The sequence below is a fragment of the Flavobacterium rivuli WB 3.3-2 = DSM 21788 genome (assembly GCF_000378485.1).
GTDB classification, from domain to species: Bacteria; Bacteroidota; Bacteroidia; order Flavobacteriales; family Flavobacteriaceae; genus Flavobacterium; species Flavobacterium rivuli.
Genome location: NZ_KB899969.1, coordinates 110,650 through 132,980, shown reverse-complemented (window position 1 = coordinate 132,980; position 22,331 = coordinate 110,650). Strand labels below are relative to the sequence as shown.

The following is a 22,331-nucleotide window of genomic DNA, read 5'->3' as shown; positions in this document are numbered from 1 at the left end:
AATTATGAAAAAAATTTTTACTTATTTATTTGTGGCCGGACTGCTGGCATCTTGCAGCGACGATAACCAGCCTAAAGAGGTTAATGCAGATGTACCTGAAACACTTGCAGCATCTGATACGATAACATCATCTACCAGAAACTTTAAGGGTGTAAACTGGGCAGATACCAGGGATAACTTTGTTGATAACTGGCTTATCCTTTCCGGCCTTGAAATGAACGATAACGAGAGCACCATAGCAACCAAAACAACCACTATACTCTCCGGCTTTAAGGCAAATGGTGCCAATACGGTTCGCTTGCCCGTTAACCCACCAACTGTTTTACAAAATTACTGGCCTAAATATGCTTCTGTAATCAGCCAGACGGCAGCATCAGACATGAAGGTTATTGTGGCATACTGGGAAGGTAATTCGTCTAAAGATGGTAAGGTAGACGGTACCGGCAGTGGCTTTTGGTCTATGTGGGATAAGCTAGTTGCCAAGTATAAAGGCAACCAGAATGTGTATTTCGAAATCATGAACGAGCCGCACGGTTACAGCGAAGCCGACCTTAAAGGGCTTTATGCACAATGGCTTGAAAAGTACCCTGATGTACCTAAACGCAGGATACTTTTAGACGGTACCGGCTATGCAACAGGGGTTAACGAAATAGGAAATGATGCGCGTTTTAACGGCTGTCTTTTATCTTTTCACTATTACACATGGTTTACGGGTGCCTACCAAACCACAGCCGACTGGGAAAGGCCTGTATTAGATATTGCCCAACCTGAAAGAACTGTAATGACCGAGTTTGGCGTACCTATGACAAATGGTAAAGCATTTACATCGGCTCCGGGTTATGATAATGAGGTAACCTACCTTCAGGGCATTACGGCACAGCTTCATGACAAAGGCATGGGCAGCGTGTACTGGCCGGGACTTCGCACAAACGATTCTTACAGTATGTTTACTTATAATAACGGCACACTTACAAAAAATAACGAATCGGGGCTTAGCAGGCTGCAGTATGCATGGGGCAGCGGCACGGCAAATCCTTTTTATGCAAACTTTTCAGGCAGCGATTTTTACAAAATAGTAAACAGGAACAGTGGCAAATCAATAGATGTTAATGGCGGCAGTACAAACAATGGCGGTAACATTATACAGTGGGATTACTCTGGCGGCAACAACCAGCAATGGAGTTTTAACAGTACAGGAAACGGTAACTTTTCTATAATTAACAGAAACAGCGGCAAGGGCTTAGATGTAAACGGAGGTTCTACAAATGCAGGTGCAGGTATAATACAGTGGGATTATTCCGGCGGTAACAACCAGCAGTGGCAGGTTACAGATATTGGTTTTGGCTATTACAAAATAATCAACAAGAACAGCAGCCAGTCGCTCGATGTTAATGGTGGTTCTACCTGGAATGGCGGAGACATCATTCAGTGGTACTGGAACAACGGCTACAACCAGCAATGGACAATAGCCACGCCATAATATAATGAACTCATCTTGACTTTTTTCAATTGGCTGCAAAATGATCTTTTCGCTTCAATCAAAAAAGTCAAGACGAGTTCTATAGCAAATAACAATAAATACAAAAAGAGAGACCGTAATGATCTCTCTTTTTTCAATTAACTTTGTTACTTAACTTATTTATGGCACCGTAAGTTACACGGTTTCTTCTTTTATAAATTCACCATTGCTTTTGTAGTAAGCTGCAACGTCTTTACCGTCTTTAGTAAGTACCAGTTTATAGTTGCTTCCATCTTCTGCAATTAGCGCTTCTACAAGGGCATAATCTTTATATTTTGCAACAGCTGTTTTAAGTACTGCAGGTGCAATTTGCGACTGCTCTATTTTATTATAATCACCCTGGTCTGCCGTTGCTGCCACAGGTTGTGCAGTTGCCGTAGCATTTGTCTGGGTGGTTGTAGCAGTTACTCCCGGCTGTGCGGTTGCAATTGTTGCTGGTTGCGCTGTAGTTGTTGTAGCCTGTTGGGTTGTAGTTGCAGGTGATGTAGTTTGTGTTGCTTTATCGGTTTGAGCTGTGGCTACTGCTGTAAATGCCAGCATGAAAGCACCTAAAAATAAATTTTTCATGATGTATAGTTTTATTGTTATTTCTGTTTAAGTAAATGAAAGAACCATACCAAAATCGCTAACCGTCTATTAGTACACTGATTTTATGCAACTTAACCTTAAAAGCTATACTTCTGAAAAATTGAGGAATTCCACAGTATGTGGAGCATAATCCACAAAAATTCATATTTCTTTAACAAAATAAATTGTTCGGGAACATCCTGAATACGGCTTTGATTAAATTTAAGCACGCTGTACCTTTACATCACTGATTAGTTAATCCATTCAACCTAAAAATATATTAAATGAAAAAATTATTTACAATGGCATTGCTGATTTGCTTATTTGCCTGTACTACCAAAACAGAAACACCCAACGGTGATGTTACTAAAACCGGGGAACCAACTATTCCTGTAACCAATAACAATGATACCGGCAACGACGAAGCGATAACAATGCTTAATTCTTTTTATAAGGAATATGTTACGGCTTTTGCCGACACTACACATACGAGTGCGCAGCAAACAGATGCTGTTATAAAAAAATACTGCACGCCACAACTTACTAAAAAAATAGCAGAGGCAAGTTTAGATTCCGATCCTTTTATTAATGCACAGGATGGTGACATTTCTATACTGAAAACGCTTACTATAAAACATACTAAAAAGGATATATACAAAGCCTGTTATACAGAATCTTACAGCAATACAACCAATTGTACCGATGTTACCGTTTCAAAAATTGGCGATGCTTACAAAATAAGCCATGTGGTACTCATAGAATTATAGGTACTATACAGCACTTTCTTCTTACAGTCAAAAGCTTAGATTCTGTAAAAAATATCAGATATTTGTGCCATAATAACGATACACTACAATTACACCTTACATAATGAACTACAGAAATTTTAAGGGAGAAAATATAGCCGAAGTTGGATTAGGCACTTGGCAGTTAGGCAGCGCCGACTGGGGTGTGGTAAACAGCGACCAGGCTTTTGAAATATTACAGGCATATACAGATGCCGGCGGAAACTTTATAGATACTGCCGATGTTTACGGCATGGGGGTAAGCGAAAAATTTATAGGCGAATTTTTAAAAACGTCTCCTAAACAATTATTTGTAGCCACAAAACTGGGCCGCAGGCACGATGCGCCTAACGGCTGGCCACAAAACTTTACTTATGATGCCATTAAGCGCCATGTAGAAGATTCATTAACGCACTTAGGCGTAGACCAATTATTTTTAGAGCAATTGCATTGCATCCCTACCGAAGAATTACGCAAAGGCGATGTGTTCGATCATTTGCGAAAGCTGCAAAGCGAAGGCCTTATAAAACACTTTGGCGTAAGTGTAGAAACTGCCGAAGAAGCACTTATTTGCCTGGAGCATGAAGATGTTGCATCACTGCAAATTATATTTAACCTGTTCCGCCAGCATTTGGCCAACGAGTTTTTTGATACCGCACAGCAGCAGGGTACAGCACTTATTGCACGTGTACCGCTTGCAAGCGGACTGCTAACCGGTAAGTTTAACGCCAATACCATCTTTGCAGAGAAAGACCACCGTAATTACAATGCCGATGGCGGCGCATTTAATGTGGGCGAAACCTTCTCGGGCGTTGAATTTAAAGAGGGCGTTGCCCTTGCCGAAGAAATTAAGGCGTTATTGCCCAAAGGTAATTTGGCACAGCAATCTATCCGCTGGATATTAGACCACCCAGCCATAACAACCGTTATACCGGGCGCAAGCTCTGTAAACCAGGTTCAGGGTAATGTGGCAGCATCTGCATTAGTGCCGCTTGGCAATGATGTTCATACCCGTTTACGCAGTTTATATGATGCTAAAATAAAGCCGCAAATAAGAGGTGTTTATTAGTGAATTTTCAGGCTTAATTTCTTAAAATTTACAATAAAATTATAATGGATACTTTGTTATGTGCCTTATCTTTGTTAGGTAAGGCATAAATTTATCAGATTGCTAAAAAAGCGTCTAAATATATTATTTTTGCCTATCAGCAGTACAAAACAAACAAACTTACAGCCATGATAATTTATAACGTAACCAGCAATGTAGACGAAACTATTCACGACAAATGGATGGCGTGGATGATGGAAAAACACATACCTAAAATTATGGAAACCGGTAAATTTTACAAGATAAAAATTGTAAAAGTACTGGTAGACGAAGAGCATGGTGGCACCACATACTCTGTACAATATTTTGCCGACAGCCGCGAAAAGCTTGAGGAATATTATAAAGAGCATTCTCCCGAGTTACGTGCAGAATCGCAGCATTTATTTGGAGACAAAGTACTTCAGTTCCGTACAGAGCTGGAGATCATAAAAGAATTTAAATCGGTTTAAAAGCCACTTGCCCGGAGCCTGTTATGGTACGGGCTGTTATACTATACCATGGATAAAGTTAAAGCCAAAAAACACCTGGGCCAGCATTTTCTTAAAGATGAAGGCATTGCCAGGGATATTGCCGATACACTCTCGCTACAGGGATACAGCAAAATACTCGAAATAGGCCCCGGCATGGGCGTACTTACTAAGTACCTGCTTGCAAAGGATACTGAAACATTTGTTATTGAGATTGATACCGAATCTGTTGAGTATTTGCATGCGCACTACCCTAAACTGGAAGGGCACATTATATCAAAAGATTTTTTGCGCTACAACTTGTCCGAAGATTTTGGCGATGAAGAGTTTGCCATCATAGGTAATTTCCCTTACAACATTTCTACCCAAATTGTTTTCAGGACCCTCGAAATGCGCTACCGCATCCCGGAGTTTGCAGGCATGTTCCAGAAGGAAGTAGCCGAACGCATCTGCGAGAAAAAAGGCAGCAAGGCTTATGGAATACTATCGGTACTGGTGCAGGCATTTTATACTGCCGAATACCTTTTCACGGTAGATGAGCATGTGTTTAACCCGCCGCCAAAAGTAAAAAGTGGTGTGCTGCGTTTAAGGCGAAAAGAAAATTACCACCTGCCGGTAGATGAAAGGCTGTTTTTCAGCGTAGTAAAAATGGCGTTTAACCAGCGCAGGAAGACATTACGTAACAGTTTAAAAACATACAACCTTTCGGATAGTTTAAAGGAAGATGTTATCTTTGACCTCCGTCCGGAACAACTTTCGGTGGAGCAATTTATAGACCTTACCCAAAAAATAGCGGCCAATGGAGTTTAAGATCAGCAGGGATTTCATAACCCAGATAGAGCAGTACGTTAGCGAGAACAGGGAGAACGAGCTGCACGCTCTTCTGTCGGATATTCACTACGCGGATATTGCCGAGATAATGGGTGAACTGGATGACGCTGATTCTATTTACATTTTCCACATCCTTGACAGTGACAAAACTGCCGAGATACTTCTTGAACTTGATGAAGAAGTAAGGGAAAAGATTCTTAAAGGCTTATCGCCAAAAGAAATTGCCGAAGAACTTGATGAGCTTAGCACCGATGATGCTGCCGATATCATCTCTGAACTGCCCGAAAGCAGGCAGGGAGAAGTAATATCTGAACTTCTTGATGTAGAGCACGCTAAAGATATTGTAGACCTGCTTCGTTATGACGAAGATACCGCAGGTGGTCTTATGGGTAAAGAGCTTGTAAAGGTTAACGAGAACTGGACTGTACTTACCTGTGTAAAAGAAATGCGCCTGCAGGCCGAAAATGTGCAGCGTGTGCACTCTATTTATGTGGTAGATGATGATAACCGCCTTAAAGGCCGGTTATCGCTTAAAGACCTACTTACTACAAGCACAAAAACCCACATAAGCGAAGTTTACATACCCAAGGTAGATTATGTAAAAGTGACTACGCCCGATGTAGAAGTTGCCCGTATAATGCAAAAGTATGACCTTGAGGCCATACCGGTTGTAGACGAAATGGGCCGTCTTGTAGGCCGTATTACCATTGATGACATTGTAGACGTTATAAAGGACGAGGCCGATAAGGATTACCAGTTGGCTGCGGGTATCTCTCAGGATGTAGAGGCCGATGACAGTATTTTAGACCTTACTAAAGCGCGCCTGCCGTGGCTGGTGCTTGCCCTTTTGGGTGGTTTTATAAGTGTAAAGCTGCTTAACAGCTTTAGCGGTGCCATGCAATACCATAAGGAACTTTTCTTTTTTACCCCGCTTATTGCCGCAATGGCCGGTAATGTGGGTGTACAATCATCGGCAATTATTGTGCAGGGTCTTGCTAACAACAGTATATCGGGTTCGTTATGGAACAGGCTTATTAAAGAGGTCATGCTAAGCCTCTTAAACGGTGCCATACTGGCCAGTATACTTATTGCAGGGAGCCATTTGTTGCTTGGTGTAAGTTATGAGGTTGGTTTAACAGTAAGTGTATCATTAGTTTCGGTTATTATAATAGCCTCACTTATAGGTACTTTTGTACCTATTTTACTTAATAAATTTGGCATTGACCCGGCACTTGCCACAGGCCCTTTTATTACTACCAGTAATGATATTTGTGGGATACTTATATACTTTTCTATTGCTAAATTGATACTTGGTTTTTAATTTTTGAGGTTAATACACAAAAGTAAGGACACAAATTTTCACTAATTCTTTCACTTTCGCTGTAAGCTAAAGCTATTACACAAAGTCGCACAAAGAAGGCATAAAATTGCACAAAGTGTAGACCATCATCCTCTTCACGCACTGTCACCGCGAGGCAAGAAGCGGCCTTATTAATCTGTGTTTAAACTATCGTAAATACAACACACCCGCAACCCCACTCAGAGCTATCGTGTGGACACATCTCCATAACCATTCTTTTTGACCTTACCCCCCAACCCCTCTCCGAAGGAGCGGGGAGCCAACGAACGGGTATCTTACAAAATTTTTGAGGTAAATATTTTAAAAATGCAATTTACATATCTGAGTGTAGCTACTCCCTCTCCTTTGGAGAGGGTGGGGTGAGGTCGATAAATGTGTCCACACGATAGTATCAAGAGGGGAGTCAGCTACACTTGTACTGAATGAGACTAAATTAATATTTTATTCTACTCAACACCTTCCATTTTCACTTCCCCACATTCTCTAAAAATGCCGCAAAGTTATCTTCACCCGCTACATTCAGTTTTTTACGGATGCGGTAACGGGCATTCTCTATCCCACGAAGGGAAATACCTAATAATGGCGATATCTCTTTGTTGCTCAGGTTCATTTTTACAAAGGCACACAGGCGCAGTTCACGCTTAGTAAGCGTAGGATTAAGTTCCTTTAGTTTTTCAAAAAAGTTGTGATGAACCTTTTCAAAATTCACGTCAAACACTTCCATGTACTCCTCGCCTATTTTATGGCGGTCGAGTTTCTGGAAAATCTCCAGCAACTTTTTACGCGACTCTTCGTTCCTAACGTGGTCTTTTAATTGCTTTAGGTCGTCAGTAATTTCGGCAAACATATCTTTCTTTTGCACCAGCAGCATAGTAAAGTTAGCCAGTTCTTTACTCTTATTAATCACATCTTCTTCAAGGTGAATTTTATCGCGTCGTATCTCTTCTTTATCGCGTTGTAGTTTTAATTGCTCCAGTTCAAGCTCCAGTAGTTTACGGGAGCGTTCTGCCTCACGTTCACTTTTCTTGCGTTCGTGGCGTATGCGTCTTTTTACCAGCAACCTGATACCCAACACCACTAAAACCGTTAGTACACCATACAATACATAAGCCAGTGTAGTTTGGTACCATTTGGGCACAATAGTGAACGTATAATACGTAGCCTGGCCTGTAAGCCCAGCGGTATTGCGGCTTTTTACTTTAAAGGTATATGTACCCGGTCGCAGATGAGTGTACTCTTTATAAGGAATATTTTGCCACACACTCCATCCGGGATCAACATTTTCCAATATATAGCTGTACTGTATCTGGGTGCCGTGTGTCATTTTTGGCGCGGCAAAATCAAAACGCAAAATATCGGTCTGGTTAGGTAATGGTTGCGGGCGGCCAACTACGGTCGTTAGCGACAGCAACTCCTGCTTTTGGTTTCGGGAAAAAGACACCTGTGTTATAATCGTTTTTATATCAGGGCTGGCTGTGCCCTGGCTAATATTGTAAACAAAAAGTCCATTTGTAGTACCAAAAAGCATTTTATCATTGGGTAACGGCACAAGGCACTCCATACCGCGGTTAAAAGTCCCCTTAAGGTTTAAGAACAAGTCTTTAAACAACTCTGGGCTTTTACTGCTTGTGTAAAAATAACCAGCCTCGTCGTCCTGTACAAACCATGTGCGGTTACCCTGTTGTAATAATTTGCGGGTATTTTTAGTCGGGTCCAGTATGTTATTCAGCCTCTTGTGCGGTACAAATTTATTGAGCTGTTGGTTAAACGTATAGATGCCGGTATTAGTAGTAAAAACCACTTCGCCCTGCCAACGGGTAACATTAACATTAAACGAATTTTTAAGCCCGTTATTAGTAGTAAAATGGTCTACCGCGTTAACACGGTTGTAGGTGGCATTAATATGAATTTTAAAAATACCCTGATACCCATGGCATATCCAATAGCTATCCGGTTCATCCGCGGCAACGATATCACGCGCCGACTCATTAAAACCGATTATCTTATCGTGCAATATCCAGTTGGCATCTTGTTTTTCTAACAGATAAATGCCATTGTAATGCGATGCCAGGTAAAAGCTTTCCCGGTTTTTAATAGGCGTCACTTTCCAAAAGTTACTCGCCGTACCAATCTTTACAGCTACGTTAGCAATAATTTTAAAGAGCCCACTATCGTGAGAAACAATAACATCGCCCTGAAGTAATTGTACAGACCATGCCTGCCCCTGCAAACCTGATATTTTTTTAAAATCAGAAGTGGTAGTATTAGTCGCAGCATCGTAAGCTGCAAAATATACGCCTTGTGTAGTGGCAAGATATAGCTGTTCATTATGTACCAACGCATCATAGACCGATGCTTTGTTAAATAGCGATGTGTAGGGCGATTTAAAATCTACATAGGTAAGTCCATTATTTTGCAACACCCAAATGTTATTATCTCCGGCATTATACAAGCCGTGAATAACCGATTCCGGCGATGTTTTAAGCAGTGCAGGGTTGGGTACTATTTGGGCATTGGCATTCAGAGTAATTATGCCTGAGCCTACGGTACTCACATAAATGGTTCCACCCTTTTGCTGTATAACTCCCGAAACCTGGTCGTGAATATCATTGCCAAAAATATCATTAAGCAATTGCATGCTCCCTGTTTGTACATCTGCCTTATAAACAGAACCTTGTACGGTAATAACAAGCAGGCTATTGGGAGTTGTTCCGGGCAGGATAGCTGCTACTTCCTCATTATTATATTGCGCCGATTTAAAAATCAGGTTAAGCTGCCTGCCTGTAGTATCAAGCCGCAGGATGCCATGATTGCTTTCGTGAACGTAATAGCTATTGCCTACTAACCCCGAATAGCCAAACAGTGTGGTGGCAGGCAAATGTGTAGCGGTTTTACCGGCTGTAATAATAATTTCATGGTTCGCCCTGAAGAGCGTTTTATTGCCCAACACCCTTATGTTCCAGATGTTCTCTATATTATGCCCTTCCAGTTGCAGATCATGAGTAATGGAAGTATAATAATAATTACCGTTTTTATCTTTTTGTACTGTACCTGCTTCGTTATAACCACCCGCATAAATCACTCCATTGCTGTCTTTGCTAAGGCTACGTACAGATGAATTATTAGGCAGGATAACTTTTTGCCAATGCTCACCGTCAAAAATTACAACACCATCGTTATTGCCAAAAAACATAGTCCCATCATTGCCTTCGCAGGCAGCCCAAAACTGTGGGTCGGCATTAAAGTCGGTTTTGGCATACTGGCGCATTTTTATAGTGTTGCTCTGTGAAAAGCCAACGCATTGCAACAGCAGCAATAAAAAAAGATATAGTAAACGTTTACTCAAAAGAAATTAGTTAATTATTTGATTGCGAAAACGATATAAATTTACACGTTTTCTACAAATTTTAAGATCCAAAATTACAAAAAAGTGTATAAAAAATAACTTTATATTTTTTTGACTTTCAAAACATTAAAAATAAAAAGTAATATTTTGAGTAGCATGTTTGAGTAATGGCGTAACCAAAGTGTAGCTTAAATTTTTAACACAGTGCTTTATAACCTTAATTTAGCCTTTGTGAAATTACTATCACAATCATCATCAAACACAATAATCAATGTTTTCATTCAAAAAATTAGCCGCGTTTTTTAGCATTATACTACCGGCAGCTATATTACTTACAGGTTGCGGAGCTGCCTCGGTATCATCATCCGATGCAAAGCTATGGGTTACCACACCAGATAAATCAATGCTTTTACAGGAACAATCTTTAACCTCATCACCGTCGGCAAATAACGTACAGCTAATTATCAATGCTAATACCACCTATCAGGAAATGGATGGTTTTGGGTATACACTTACAGGTGGCAGTGCATTGCACATTGCAAAGATGAGTGCCTCCGTACGTGCCCGATTATTGCAGGAACTTTTTGGCACAGGCACTAATGATATTGGCATTAGCTACCTGCGTATAAGCGTGGGCGCGTCTGACCTTGACGAAAAAGTATTTTCGTACAACGACCTGCCTGCCGGCGAGACCGATGAGGCTATGGCAAAATTTGACTTGGGTTATGATAAAAAATACCTCATCCCGGTATTGCAGGAAATTTTAAAGATAAACCCTGCCATAAAAATATTAGGTTCGCCGTGGTCGCCACCCGTATGGATGAAAACCAACGGCGATACCCGTGGCGGCAGCCTTAAGACTGAATACTACCAGGCGTATGCTAAATACCTGGTAACCTACATTCAGCAAATGAAGAAAAATGGCGTTATCATAGATGCCTTAACCATACAAAACGAACCGTTACACCCGGGTAATAACCCGAGTTTATTAATGCCAGCAGAAGACCAGAAAGCATTTGTAAGAGATGCTTTAGGGCCAGCCTTTTCCAAAAACTCTATCCAAACCAAGATCATTATTTATGATCACAACGCCGACCGTCCTGACTACCCTATCTCTATTTTAAACGATAAGGAAGCAGCCAAGTACATCGACGGGTCGGCGTTTCACTTGTACGGAGGGAAGATAGAGGCATTAACATCGGTACATAATGCACACCCCACAAAGAACCTTTATTTTACAGAAGAATGGGTGGGCGCTCCCGGAAATTTTGCTAAAGAACTGGACTGGCATGTTACTAACCTTATTATTGGTGCGCCGCGCAACTGGTGTAAAAACGTATTGGAATGGAACCTCGCAGCCGATGAGAACCAGGATCCGCATACCGATCGTGGTGGCTGCGACCGCTGCCTGGGAGCTATTACCATAACAGGAGACACCGTTACCCGCGAACCTGCCTATTACATTATTGCTCATGCCTCTAAATTTGTAAGGCCGGGATCTGTAAGGATAGCATCTGAAAATGCAGGCGAAGTACTTAACGTAGCCTACAAAACACCGGAAGGAAAGATAGCGGCTATAATCCAGAACACATCTAAAGAAGTAAAAACCATAGATGTATCCGCAGGAAATAAAAAAACAACCTTAACACTAAAACCGGGTGCAGTAGGTACCCTTGTATTATAATTATGGCATCAAACATTAAATTATTTGTTGTGGGCGCATTTGCTATTGCAGGCTTTACAGGCAATGCCCAGCAAAACCAGGCAGATATAGATAAAAAAGTAGAAGCGCTTATACGTAAAATGAGCATTGAGGAAAAAGTGGGCCAGATGGCACAGATAACCCTCGACGTTATAGGCAAAGGTGGCGATCGCTACAGTGCCGCACAACCCATAAGCCTTGACGCTGCAAAAATGCAGGATGCCTTTGCTAAGTACCACATTGGGTCGGTACTAAATGCCGCAGGAAACAAGGCACTAACGCCGCAAAAATGGTTTGAGGTAATAAGCGAAATTCAAAAAACATCGCTAAAGACCGACCGTAATAAAATACCGGTAATTTATGGCGTAGACGAAATTCACGGGGCAACCTATACCGTAGGCGCAACTATGTTCCCGCAGCAAATAGCACAGGCAGCAGCCCGTAACCCAAAAATGACCGAGCAGGGTGCAGCTATTACAGCTTATGAAACCCGTGCAAGCAACATTCCGTGGAACTTCTCTCCGGTGCTTGATTTAGGAGGCGACCCACGATTTTCCCGTATGTGGGAATCTTTTGGGGAAGACCCCTATCTATGCTCAGTATTGGGCGTAGCCATGATAAATGGCTACGAAGGTTTAGATAATGATATAGCAAATCCGCAAAAGGTTGCCAGCAGCCTTAAGCACTTTTTAGGCTACCATGCCACGGTATCGGGCAAAGACAGGACACCGGCATATATAAGCGAAGAAGCATTGCGCGAATACCACCTGCCATCGTTTAAGGCAGCGGTAGATGCAGGTGCGCATACCATAATGATCAATTCGGGCATTATCAACGGGGTTCCGGTGCATGCTAATTATAATATCCTTACCAAACTTTTAAAAGAAGAGCTGGGCTTTAAGGGCCTTGTGGTAACCGACTGGGCAGATATTGAAAACCTGAACAGGCGCGACCGTATTGCCGCTACGCCTAAAGAAGCCATTAAACTGGCCATTAACGCCGGCATAGACATGTCTATGATTCCTTACCAGTATGAGGTTTTTTGTGATAATTTAATACAACTGGTAAAAGAAGGTGGTGTAAAGCAGGAAAGGATAGACGATGCCGTTCGCAGGATACTTAAAGTAAAGTATGCACTGAACCTTTTTGATAAACCGAACACCAACCCGAAGGATTACCCGAAATTCGGCAGTAAAGAGCATGAAAAAGCAGCTTACGATATGGCCGCCGAAGCAATCACGTTACTTAAAAATGAAGGCAATGTGCTTCCGCTAAAAAAGAATATAAAGGTATTGGTTACAGGCCCTAATGCTAACAGTATGCGTACCCTTAACGGGGCATGGACCTACAGCTGGCAGGGTGACAAAACGGAGGAATTTGCCCAAAAATATAACACTATACTGGAGGCCGTCCAGAACGAAATAGGCAAAGCTAATGTTACTTATGTACCGGGTGTGAGCTACAAAAATGACGGCCACTACTATGATGAATTTGCTGATAAGATGGACGAGGCTGTTGCCGCAGCCAGGAATGCCGATGTGGTTCTACTTTGCATAGGCGAAAACAGTTATACCGAGAAACCGGGCGATATGAACGACCTGTACCTTAGCGACCTGCAAACGGAACTGGCTAAAAAACTTACCGCTACAGGTAAAACCGTAATTTTAGTATTGAACGAGGGCCGCCCAAGGCTAATAAGCAAGTTTGAGCAGGAAGTAAAAGGCATTATACAGTCATACCTGCCGGGTAACTTTGGTGGCGATGCTATTGCCGATGTGCTGTTTGGCGATGTAAACCCATCCGGTAAACTGCCATACACCTACCCAAGGTATCCTAATGCCACGATATCTTACATACACAAACCGAGCGAAGAGCAGAAAAAGGCCGAAGGCGTATACAATTATGAAGCAGATTATAACCCACAATTCCAGTTTGGTTTTGGGTTAAGCTACACAACGTTTGACTATAAAGACCTTAAAGTGAGTAAACCGTCTATTAAAAAAGGCGAAAAAATAGGTGTAACCGTTACTGTTATCAACACCGGTAAAGTAGCCGGTAAAGAGGTGGTGCATTTGTTTACAAGCGATGTTTATGCAAGCAGCGTAACACCCGATGTTAAGCGCCTGCGCCGCTTTGAGAAAATTGAATTAAAACCGGGCGAAAGTAAAACGGTAAGCTTTGAGCTGGAGCCGAAAGACCTTAGCTACGTGGGCCGCGACGGGAAAACTATCCTTGAGGCAGGCGACTTTGAAGTAATGATAGATAAACTAAAATCTACATTCGCAGTATCTGAATAATTATTGTAATCATATAATTAGAGTTTTAGGTTAGTACTTAGAAGGGCCGGAGTTGTTACCGGCCCTTTGCTTTTTGTGCTTTTTTCCGGACTCGAATTTTATCAATACCGTTTGTAGAAATGTTATAGTTGATGTATTTAATAATGTCACGCAAAGGCGCAGAGACGCAAAGCGGGAATGATTACATTTGTATACCCAGCGACTGATAAGTCGCAAAGCTTTGCGACTTATCAGTCGCTGGAAAAAGATGCAGATTTAGGGTACAAACTTTGCGTCCCCGCGCCTTTGCGTGACATTATTACCACTAACATCACGAACGGAATTATTGAAAATTTGTATAATTGGTGTAAAACCCATACCCAAAGAAATTGTATTTTTATATCCAAAGAAACCGCAATGAAAATCTCTGTTATACAAACTTCCCTTATCTGGGAAAACCCCGAAGCTAACCGTGCCAACTTTACCCAAAAGATAAACAGTATTACAGGTCGTACCGACCTTATAATCCTGCCGGAAATGTTTGCGACTGGTTTTACCATGAACCCGCATGCTGTGGCTGAAGCTGCAAACGGAGCAAGCGTACAATGGATGAAGCAAACCGCAGCGGCTAATGATTGTGCCATTACCGGAAGTTTGGTAATTGAGGAAAATGGTAACTATTACAATCGCCTGTATTTTGTGTTGCCCGATGGCGAAGTTAAAACCTATAACAAACGTCATCTTTTTAGCTTTGCAGGAGAAGATAAATTTTATACCGCCGGAACAGAAAAACTAATTGTTGATTACAAAAGCTGGAAAATATGTCCGCTTGTGTGTTACGACCTGCGTTTTCCTGTCTTTGCGCGCAATGTAGAAGAGTATGACCTGCTTATTTATGTTGCCAACTGGCCGCAAATACGCACCCTTGCATGGGATTCGCTTTTAAGGGCACGTGCCATTGAAAACCTTAGTTATACAATTGGCGTAAACCGTGTAGGCGAAGATGGAAACGGGCATGCCTATAGCGGCCATAGCCAGGTTATAGATGCTTTGGGAGGTTATGTTACTGAACCTTTTGAAAATGATGATATTGTTACTGTTGAGCTTAACAGGGATACCCTGCTTGAAACCCGCAAGAAATTTGCATTTTTAAACGACAGGGATAGCTTTGAAATAGTATAATTTTGTTGCATTTACCACAAAGGACACCACATATTTACACTAAGGGTACGAAGCGAAGCGTACAATAATGATAATAATTTTATAAAAGAACACAAGGCTTTATGAAATATTATTCATAAAGCCTTGTGTTTATATGTAAAGCAGGTTCTTTAAATTACTGCCCGCCACCATCAAGTTCCTGTTCAACGTCCCACATTTCGCGGACATCTATCAATACGTCATCTTTGCCTTTAGGCCCATGGTAATAAATTACCTCTTCGGGTTGTATTTTTTGCAGGTAATCTCCGGTATCCCACTCACGGTTTTTGTTGTCGTCATATATTATCCTAAGTAAATACTTATTAGGCAATATAGCGTCGAAGTTTAGGTTTGTTTCTTTATCACTGTAGGCACTGGCATACACTTTACCTTTCTCATCAGTAATTTCTACAATAACAGGAAAGCGCTTTACTTTTAGCAGTTTAACGTCAAGGTTAGCATAATCTGCATACGTTCGGGTATTCAGCTTATAGTTAAGGGTATCATTTTCTTTACCGTAAAAATCAGTCAGCGCACCCGGCATCAGGGTCATAGTGTATTTTTGACTTTCCTCTTTAGGGAAATCAAAAACAAGCTGCTGCTTCATATCGTCATAAACCTGAGTAAAAGCCACAGCGACGGAATCTTTATTTACCAGCGTTATCTTAGAAGTATCTATACTAACAATAGGTGTACTTGCCGTTAGCGTAAAGTTTTCCCTAAAATGCAGCCCGCCTTTTTGCACAGCATCTACCTGCAAGGAGTCCTTAGATTTCATTTCTTTAAACTTAACCACAAAGTTCTGAACAACATCATTGCGGCTAATCTGTACTTTTAACGAATCGGGCTTTAGCTCCCGCGGCAGCCAGAGTTGCAGGGAATCTTTATCGGCAACCTTTGTGAGCATCGATTTTATTTCCTCTGTACCCGTACCGTTTTTAACCGTAGCCTTCATGCCTTTATAATCGCCTTCATAGCCCACATATAACCTATTAGACGATGTTTGCGTAGGTTTAACAGCCTTATAAGTACCTTTCTCCTTAAACAGTTTAAGCTGATAGGTAGTGTCGTTAGGCACCGTAATAGTTTTATTAAGAAATGCCAGTTTATCTGATTTTGGATTGTACAAATAATTACCGCCCACATCCTTAACAGCAAACAGGTGGTATTTACCGGCCTTAAGGTTCTCTAACGAAAAGTTAACCATACTGTCGAGAGTATTGGTTACATACCGCGGCCTTTCTTTATAAATGGTACTGTCGTTAAAGGTTTCGTTAGCTTCATACAGCATTACTGTCACAAAATTATCGGTCTTTATGCTGTATGCATCTTTAATGCTGCCTGTTTGTGCAAGCGAGTCGATGTAACTCCCGGTAGAAAACACAAACTTAAATTGCGAGTAGGGGTTGCCCTCGTTATTATCGGTAATACTTTGCCCAAAGTTAAAGCTGTAGGTAGTATTGGGTTGTAAGGTATCGCGAATACTAATATTAATAAACTTACTGGCACTGCCGGCAGGTACTATATTAGGCTGGTTTTTTAACGGTGGCGAAATAATAAGCTGCTTATTAATATCTTTAATTTTAATGTATTCGCTAAAATTAATACGTATCTCTTTACCGCTAAAGTTAGTGCTCATATTTTTAGGCGAGCTGGTTACAATAACAGGCGCAATAGTATCTTTAAGACCGCCGGTAATGCTGCCCTTTTTTGCACAGCTTACAGCAGCCAGCGACATAAGCACAATAAGAATGAGTAATTTAAGCTTTGGCATATAATTTTTTTAACTGTACAAAATAACAATTATATTTAGTGGTATTAAAATGTTTTTGCCGGAAATTAAGAATGCGCATAAGCAATGGTTACAATGCTCACTTTAGCATTGGGTATTTGCAGTAATAATTTTCCGCAGGCCTCCAGTGTGGCACCGGTAGTTATAACGTCATCCACCAGTAAAAAGTGTTTGCCCGCATCGGCATCTGTATACTTTACATCAAATGCGCTGTTTATAATGCCTGCACGCAGCTCGCGGTTCTTTTGGGTTTGCGTTTTGGTATAGCTGGTACGCAGTAAAATAGCCTCGTTATAATGCACGCCCATACCTTGGGCTACTGCCCTGCCAAATTCTGTAACCTGGTTGTAACCCCGCTCCCTTAGTTTTTTTGGGTGCAGTGGCACAGGTATCACATCGGTTACGGTTTGTAACGCGGCAACATCTTTAAGTTGTGGCGCATACCACTCGCCCATTAACCTGCCCACCTGTTGCTGCTTACGGTATTTAAGGTTGTGGATTAACTCCTGAACGATTCCTTCTTTATGAAAATACACCAACGCCGACGCGTGCTCTAAATGCAGCCTGCCGTAAAATTTCTTAGCCGTTTCGTTATGTACATCTACATGATGCTGTGTAAAAGGCATGCTGTGCCTGCAGGCGGTGCACACTATGGTTTCGCCCTCCAGCAACAGGCCATCGCAGCCGGGGCAGGTAACGGGAAACAACAGGTTAGCAAGGCTTTTAAGCATGGGTAGGTTTTGGGGCTAATATAAAATATTTGACTGTAAAATTTATACACTTTATCGAACAAAAAATTTAACCACAAGGTGCACAAAGATTTCACTAAGTGCACAAGGCTAACCACCTGAAGGTGGAAGGACACAAGGCTGCATGACAATTACTTTAGGTAAAGCTTTGTGTTCCTTTAGAGCAACTTGTTGCTGCTTTTGTGAGTAATACAAATTGATTATACCTTGTGATCCTTGTGAAATCTTTGTGCACCTTGTGGTAAAAATTAATTAAAAGCCGATTTTCTTAACAAATTATGCCACACAATAATCCCTTTTTATATTTTTGCAGCATGGCAAAACAAGAAGATCAATTTAAGAACGTTATTTCGCATGCAAAAGAGTACGGATACATATTTCCGTCGAGCGAAATTTATGATGGTTTAAGCGCAGTATACGACTACGGGCAAAATGGTGCCGAGTTAAAGAAGAACATCCGCGAGTACTGGTGGAAAAGCATGGTGCAAATGCACGAAAACATTGTGGGTATAGATGCCGCAATTTTTATGCACCCAACCACATGGAAAGCCAGCGGACACGTAGATGCGTTTAACGACCCGTTGATAGACAATAAAGACAGTAAAAAACGCTTTAGGGCCGACGTGCTTATTGAAGACCACGCCGAAAAAATATACCAGAAAGCGCAAAAAGAAATAGAAAAAGCACGTGCTAAATATGGCGATGCTTTTAACGAAGAAGAGTTTAAAGCCACTAACGGCCGCGTTAAAGAATACCTTGCTAAAAACAGGGAGATACTGGAACGTATGGCACGCGGACTTGAAACAGAAAACCTGGCCGATGTAAAAGCCCTTATTGAAGAGCTCGAAATTGCCGACCCTGATACCGGATCTAAGAACTGGACAGAGGTACGCCAGTTTAACCTTATGTTTGGCACTAAGCTGGGCGCCGAGGCTGCAAACGCTATGGATTTATACCTGCGCCCGGAAACGGCACAGGGTATTTTTGTAAACTTCCTAAATGTGCAAAAAACCGGCAGGATGAAAATTCCGTTTGGTATTGCACAAACCGGTAAGGCATTCCGTAACGAGATCGTGGCACGCCAATTCATTTTCCGTATGCGCGAATTTGAACAAATGGAGATGCAGTTTTTTGTAAAGCCCGGCGAAGAAATGAAATGGTATGAGTACTGGAAAGAAACAAGGCTTAAATGGCACCTGTCGCTTGGGCTTGGTAAAGAAAATTACCGTTTTCATGACCATGATAAATTAGCACATTATGCTAATGCCGCTGCCGATATACAGTTCAACTTCCCGTTTGGGTTTAAAGAGCTTGAAGGTATCCATTCGCGTACGGATTTCGACCTTAAGGCTCATGAAGAGCACAGCAGTAAAAAATTACAGTATTTTGATACCGAAGAGAATAAGAACTATACCCCGTATGTTGTAGAAACATCGGTAGGGTTAGACAGGATGTTCCTTTCGGTTTTTGCAACGTCGCTTAAGGAAGAAACGCTTGAGGATGGTTCTGTGCGTACTGTCCTTAGCCTGCCAAGTGTATTAGCACCTACTAAAGCTGCTGTATTGCCACTGGTTAAAAAAGACGGACTGCCCGATGTGGCCCACCAAATTATAGAAGACCTTAAATGGGACTTTAACGTAACCTATGACGAGAAGGATGCCGTAGGCCGCCGTTACCGCCGCCAGGATGCACTGGGCACGCCTTTTTGCATAACGGTAGACCACCAAACGCTGGAAGACCAAACGGTAACCATTCGCCACCGCGATACCATGAAACAGGACAGGGTTGCAATATCTGAACTGCGTGGTATTATTAACGAAGAGGTTTCTGTAAGAAACTGGTTAATGAAGATGTAGTTATATTTTATTTGATATATGAACGCCTTCCGGATTTTTCGGGAGGCGTTTTTTAATAATTTAAATTTAAATATGGACAAGAGATTAGTTTACATTATCGCAGGAATAGCTGCAATCGGAATTCTTCCAGTCATTTTTTTTGTAGTGAATTTTTATTCTTTAAGCGTATCCAAAGATATAACTCAATGGGGAGCATTAGGGGATTATTTTGGAGGCATATTGAATGCTCTCTTTTCATTTTTATCCTTGATTGCAACAATATATATTGCCTATATATTGACAAACATTGAAGAAAAGCGTAATCAACAAAATTTAAAGTTTGAAAAAGATAGGTTACTTAGAGAATTTAGAGAGAGTGAATATAAGAGGATAAATTTCGAATTGCAAAAAGTATGGTTGTCCTTAATTGAGCCAAATCCTGAAATAGCAAATAATATAATACATAATTGTATTTGGCAATATAGATATTTTCGCACTTCAAACATGCATTTATTTCCCTTTCTAAAAGATGAAGAAGTTAAAAATTTAGGGAAGTCTTTAGAAAATATTTCCGAATTACTCGACACTAGAGACTTAAGCAATAAAGACGAAATTTTACGGATGTTCATACAAAAATTAGATTTATTTAATCAAAAAATTCAAACTTTTTTATTGGAATCATAGTGTTAATTTACTAATGCTAATTTTTGTGTCGACCAGATATTTTAACATCGTCATAAACTCGCTCGAACGCAGCGCAGTTAGGAATCTTAAACAATAATAAGAGATTTCTCCCTGCGGTCGAAATGGAACACACAATTCTCCGGTAGAGACGCAATGCTTGCGTCTCCCATAAAATTTTCCATCAGTATGCGAGACGCATTCAATGCGTCTCTACGGTAAAAGCAATGTATCAAATTGTTATCTTAGCCACAATCAATTGAGTAAATTGCTAAACCGCATATATCAAACTAATATGATATTGAATTTTAAACGCACGTCCATTACATTTGCTTATTTAGCAGCTTTCGCATTTTTAGTTTCATGTAATAATAGCAGCAACAATAATTCTGACAACACTACTCCCAAGAGAGCAGGCGTTAAGGCAGACAGGCAATTAATTATTAAAGAACTGGGAAAGCTTAAAGCAATCCTTGCCTCTAAAGATAAAAATAAAATAGCAGGTGTTTTTAATTTTCCGCTTTCAGATTCGATACAAATTTATACTGACAGCGAAGCATTTCAAAAAGAGCGACAACTTAATGAGGATAAGGTTAGCAGGAAACTATTTCTTAAATATTTTCAGGAAATATCTAATGATATTCAAATAGAACAGGTAAAAGAACTATTTAAAAATATAAACATTACTGGCCTGCTGCAAAAAGACACTTTAGAATACAAAAACCTTATAATTACAGAACCCTGTTACAGTTTTTATGGAATAGAAATTAAAAACGACCGCGTTACATTATCCGTTGGATCGGGTTCTAATGAAGATTACAAAAGTGAAGTAGCCGAAGACGAGATTCCCGAAAATTCATCTGAATTTTGCGAAAGCGTTATATGGTGGATTTTTAAATTTGAGAATGGTAAGCTTCAGCTTGTAAATATAAACGGCGCGGGATAACAATAAATAAGAACATAACCATGAACATACACATAATAGGCGGCGGCAACCTGGGCAGTGCCATAGCCATAGGCCTGGCACAATTTACCACGGGCAATAACATAACTGTTACAAGGCGTAATGTACAACTTATAGAAAATTTAAAACAGTACGACATAGCAACATCTGCAGATAATACTGCGGGTATAAGCAGGGCTGATATTGTTATCCTTGCTATAAAGCCATGGCAGGTAGATGCCGTATTGGAGGAAATACTGCCGCTTGTAAAGGGAAAAGTAATCGCATCTGGCGCGAGTGGCGTTACGGTAGACCACCTCAATCAAAAAATCGCCGGCAGCAATGTTGTGGTACGCATCATGCCAAATATTGCGGTGCAGTATGGTGCTTCGGCTACGTGTATATCTGCCGCTGCGGATGATATTAAGAACACCCAAACAATTGTAGAACTTTTTGATAAAGTGGGCACCGCAGTAATTATCGATGAAAAATTAATGGATGCAGCAACGGTACTTGGCGCCTGCGGTACCGCATTTGCCTTGCGTTACATACGCGCGAGTATGCAGGCGGGTATAGAGATAGGCTTTGATGCTAAAACTGCGCTTGCTATCGCGGCACAAACGGCTTTGGGAGCCACGCAAATGCTATTGCAGGAAGGTGCGCACCCGGAACAACTTATAGATAAAGTTACTACACCACAGGGATGCACCATTGCCGGACTTAATGAAATGGAACACGAGGGTTTTAGCTCATCACTTATAAAAGGCATTAAGACTTCGCTGCATAAAATTAAGGGGTAAAGTCAATAATTATTCAATTTTTAAATAATTATTGCTTTCAACACAAATTTTGAGGGAGCATTATTCAAAATTTAAATAATTTAATTATTATATTTGCGACTGAATGATACACAATTTAGAAAATGCATGTAGTTTATCGACTAAATGCGCTTTTTATCTAAAACATTTTGAAGCAACGTGACTTCCGTCTATGTTTGCATCAAAATAGCATTAGTAAAATTAAATTTTACGGTATTTTTGGGGGCCGAAAAAGGGAAAACTACACGTTTTCCCTTTTTTATTTTGTAAAACCTCAACCCTTCAACAAAATTTCACATTACATTTCATACAGATTTTATTGCAGGCATACTTTTTGATTTATATGAAATAT

The 22,331-nt window shown here is 40.9% G+C and carries 17 protein-coding genes; 13 read left to right on the top strand and 4 right to left on the bottom strand.

Features of this window, described 5'->3' with window-relative positions; translation table 11 throughout:
* Positions 1-4: 4 nt before the first annotated feature.
* Complete coding sequence (locus F565_RS0109490) at positions 5-1,480, top strand: RICIN domain-containing protein (RefSeq protein WP_020212987.1); 1,476 nt, start codon at positions 5-7, stop codon at positions 1,478-1,480.
* A 174-nt stretch (positions 1,481-1,654) separates the two neighbouring features.
* On the opposite strand, the gene F565_RS0109485 is transcribed toward F565_RS0109490, so the two are convergent.
* On the bottom strand, positions 1,655-2,086 hold the full coding sequence (locus F565_RS0109485; RefSeq protein WP_020212986.1) for a hypothetical protein: 432 nt from the start codon (positions 2,084-2,086) through the stop codon (positions 1,655-1,657).
* Positions 2,087-2,370: 284 nt separating this feature from the next.
* On the opposite strand from F565_RS0109485, the gene F565_RS0109480 reads away from it, so the two are divergent.
* The 5 genes from F565_RS0109480 to mgtE all read left to right on the top strand — a co-directional run bounded on the left by F565_RS0109480 (position 2,371) and on the right by mgtE (position 6,598).
* Positions 2,371-2,853, top strand: a complete 483-nt coding sequence (locus F565_RS0109480) for a hypothetical protein (protein ID WP_026299980.1) — start codon at positions 2,371-2,373, stop codon at positions 2,851-2,853.
* Between the two features lie 103 nt (positions 2,854-2,956).
* Positions 2,957-3,940, top strand: a complete 984-nt coding sequence (locus F565_RS0109475) for an aldo/keto reductase (protein WP_020212984.1) — start codon at positions 2,957-2,959, stop codon at positions 3,938-3,940.
* Between the two features lie 167 nt (positions 3,941-4,107).
* Entirely contained in the window at positions 4,108-4,428 is a 321-nt protein-coding gene (locus F565_RS0109470) for a DUF4286 family protein (RefSeq protein WP_020212983.1), read from the top strand.
* Positions 4,429-4,476: 48 nt separating this feature from the next.
* Positions 4,477-5,256, top strand: a complete 780-nt coding sequence (rsmA, locus tag F565_RS0109465; protein ID WP_020212982.1) for a 16S rRNA (adenine(1518)-N(6)/adenine(1519)-N(6))-dimethyltransferase RsmA — start codon at positions 4,477-4,479, stop codon at positions 5,254-5,256.
* On the top strand, positions 5,246-6,598 hold the full coding sequence (gene mgtE / locus F565_RS0109460; protein ID WP_020212981.1) for a magnesium transporter: 1,353 nt from the start codon (positions 5,246-5,248) through the stop codon (positions 6,596-6,598). Before rsmA ends, mgtE begins: the two co-directional genes overlap by 11 nt.
* 505 nt (positions 6,599-7,103) lie before the next feature.
* Here mgtE and F565_RS0109455 read toward each other — a convergent pair.
* A complete protein-coding gene (locus F565_RS0109455) occupies positions 7,104-9,905 on the bottom strand; it encodes a helix-turn-helix and ligand-binding sensor domain-containing protein (RefSeq protein ID WP_020212980.1) in 2,802 nt (933 codons plus the stop codon).
* Between the two features lie 349 nt (positions 9,906-10,254).
* Here F565_RS0109455 and F565_RS0109450 point away from each other — a divergent pair, with 349 nt between their 5' ends.
* The 3 genes from F565_RS0109450 (at position 10,255) to F565_RS0109440 (ending at position 15,143) form a co-directional block, all read left to right on the top strand.
* On the top strand, positions 10,255-11,667 hold the full coding sequence (locus F565_RS0109450) for a glycoside hydrolase family 30 protein (RefSeq protein ID WP_020212979.1): 1,413 nt from the start codon (positions 10,255-10,257) through the stop codon (positions 11,665-11,667).
* Between the two features lie 2 nt (positions 11,668-11,669).
* Positions 11,670-13,982 carry a glycoside hydrolase family 3 N-terminal domain-containing protein gene (locus tag F565_RS0109445; protein WP_020212978.1) on the top strand — a complete coding sequence of 771 codons (2,313 nt, stop codon included), beginning with the start codon at positions 11,670-11,672 and terminating at the stop codon, positions 13,980-13,982.
* A 396-nt stretch (positions 13,983-14,378) separates the two neighbouring features.
* Positions 14,379-15,143, top strand: coding sequence for an amidohydrolase (locus F565_RS0109440; RefSeq protein ID WP_020212977.1), 765 nt, complete (start codon positions 14,379-14,381; stop codon positions 15,141-15,143).
* Positions 15,144-15,297: 154 nt separating this feature from the next.
* Here F565_RS0109440 and F565_RS21425 read toward each other — a convergent pair whose 3' ends face one another.
* Together F565_RS21425 and F565_RS0109430 are read right to left on the bottom strand one after the other, a co-directional pair.
* A complete protein-coding gene (locus tag F565_RS21425) occupies positions 15,298-16,935 on the bottom strand; it encodes an Ig-like domain-containing domain (RefSeq protein ID WP_020212976.1) in 1,638 nt (545 codons plus the stop codon).
* 65 nt (positions 16,936-17,000) lie between these two features.
* Complete coding sequence (locus tag F565_RS0109430; RefSeq protein ID WP_020212975.1) at positions 17,001-17,684, bottom strand: ComF family protein; 684 nt, start codon at positions 17,682-17,684, stop codon at positions 17,001-17,003.
* A gap of 332 nt (positions 17,685-18,016) precedes the next feature.
* Here F565_RS0109430 and F565_RS0109425 point away from each other — a divergent pair, with 332 nt between their 5' ends.
* The 4 genes from F565_RS0109425 to proC all read left to right on the top strand — a co-directional run bounded on the left by F565_RS0109425 (position 18,017) and on the right by proC (position 21,961).
* Positions 18,017-19,558 (top strand): glycine--tRNA ligase, encoded by a 1,542-nt coding sequence (locus F565_RS0109425; protein ID WP_020212974.1) that lies wholly within the window; start codon positions 18,017-18,019, stop codon positions 19,556-19,558.
* Between the two features lie 72 nt (positions 19,559-19,630).
* The gene (locus F565_RS0109420; protein ID WP_154652581.1) at positions 19,631-20,221 is read left to right on the top strand and encodes a MerR family transcriptional regulator; all 591 of its coding nucleotides are present in this window, start codon (positions 19,631-19,633) and stop codon (positions 20,219-20,221) included.
* A gap of 298 nt (positions 20,222-20,519) precedes the next feature.
* Complete coding sequence (locus F565_RS0109415) at positions 20,520-21,164, top strand: hypothetical protein (RefSeq protein WP_156113882.1); 645 nt, start codon at positions 20,520-20,522, stop codon at positions 21,162-21,164.
* 20 nt (positions 21,165-21,184) lie between these two features.
* The gene (gene proC / locus F565_RS0109410; RefSeq protein WP_020212971.1) at positions 21,185-21,961 is read left to right on the top strand and encodes a pyrroline-5-carboxylate reductase; all 777 of its coding nucleotides are present in this window, start codon (positions 21,185-21,187) and stop codon (positions 21,959-21,961) included.
* Positions 21,962-22,331: the final 370 nt, after the last annotated feature.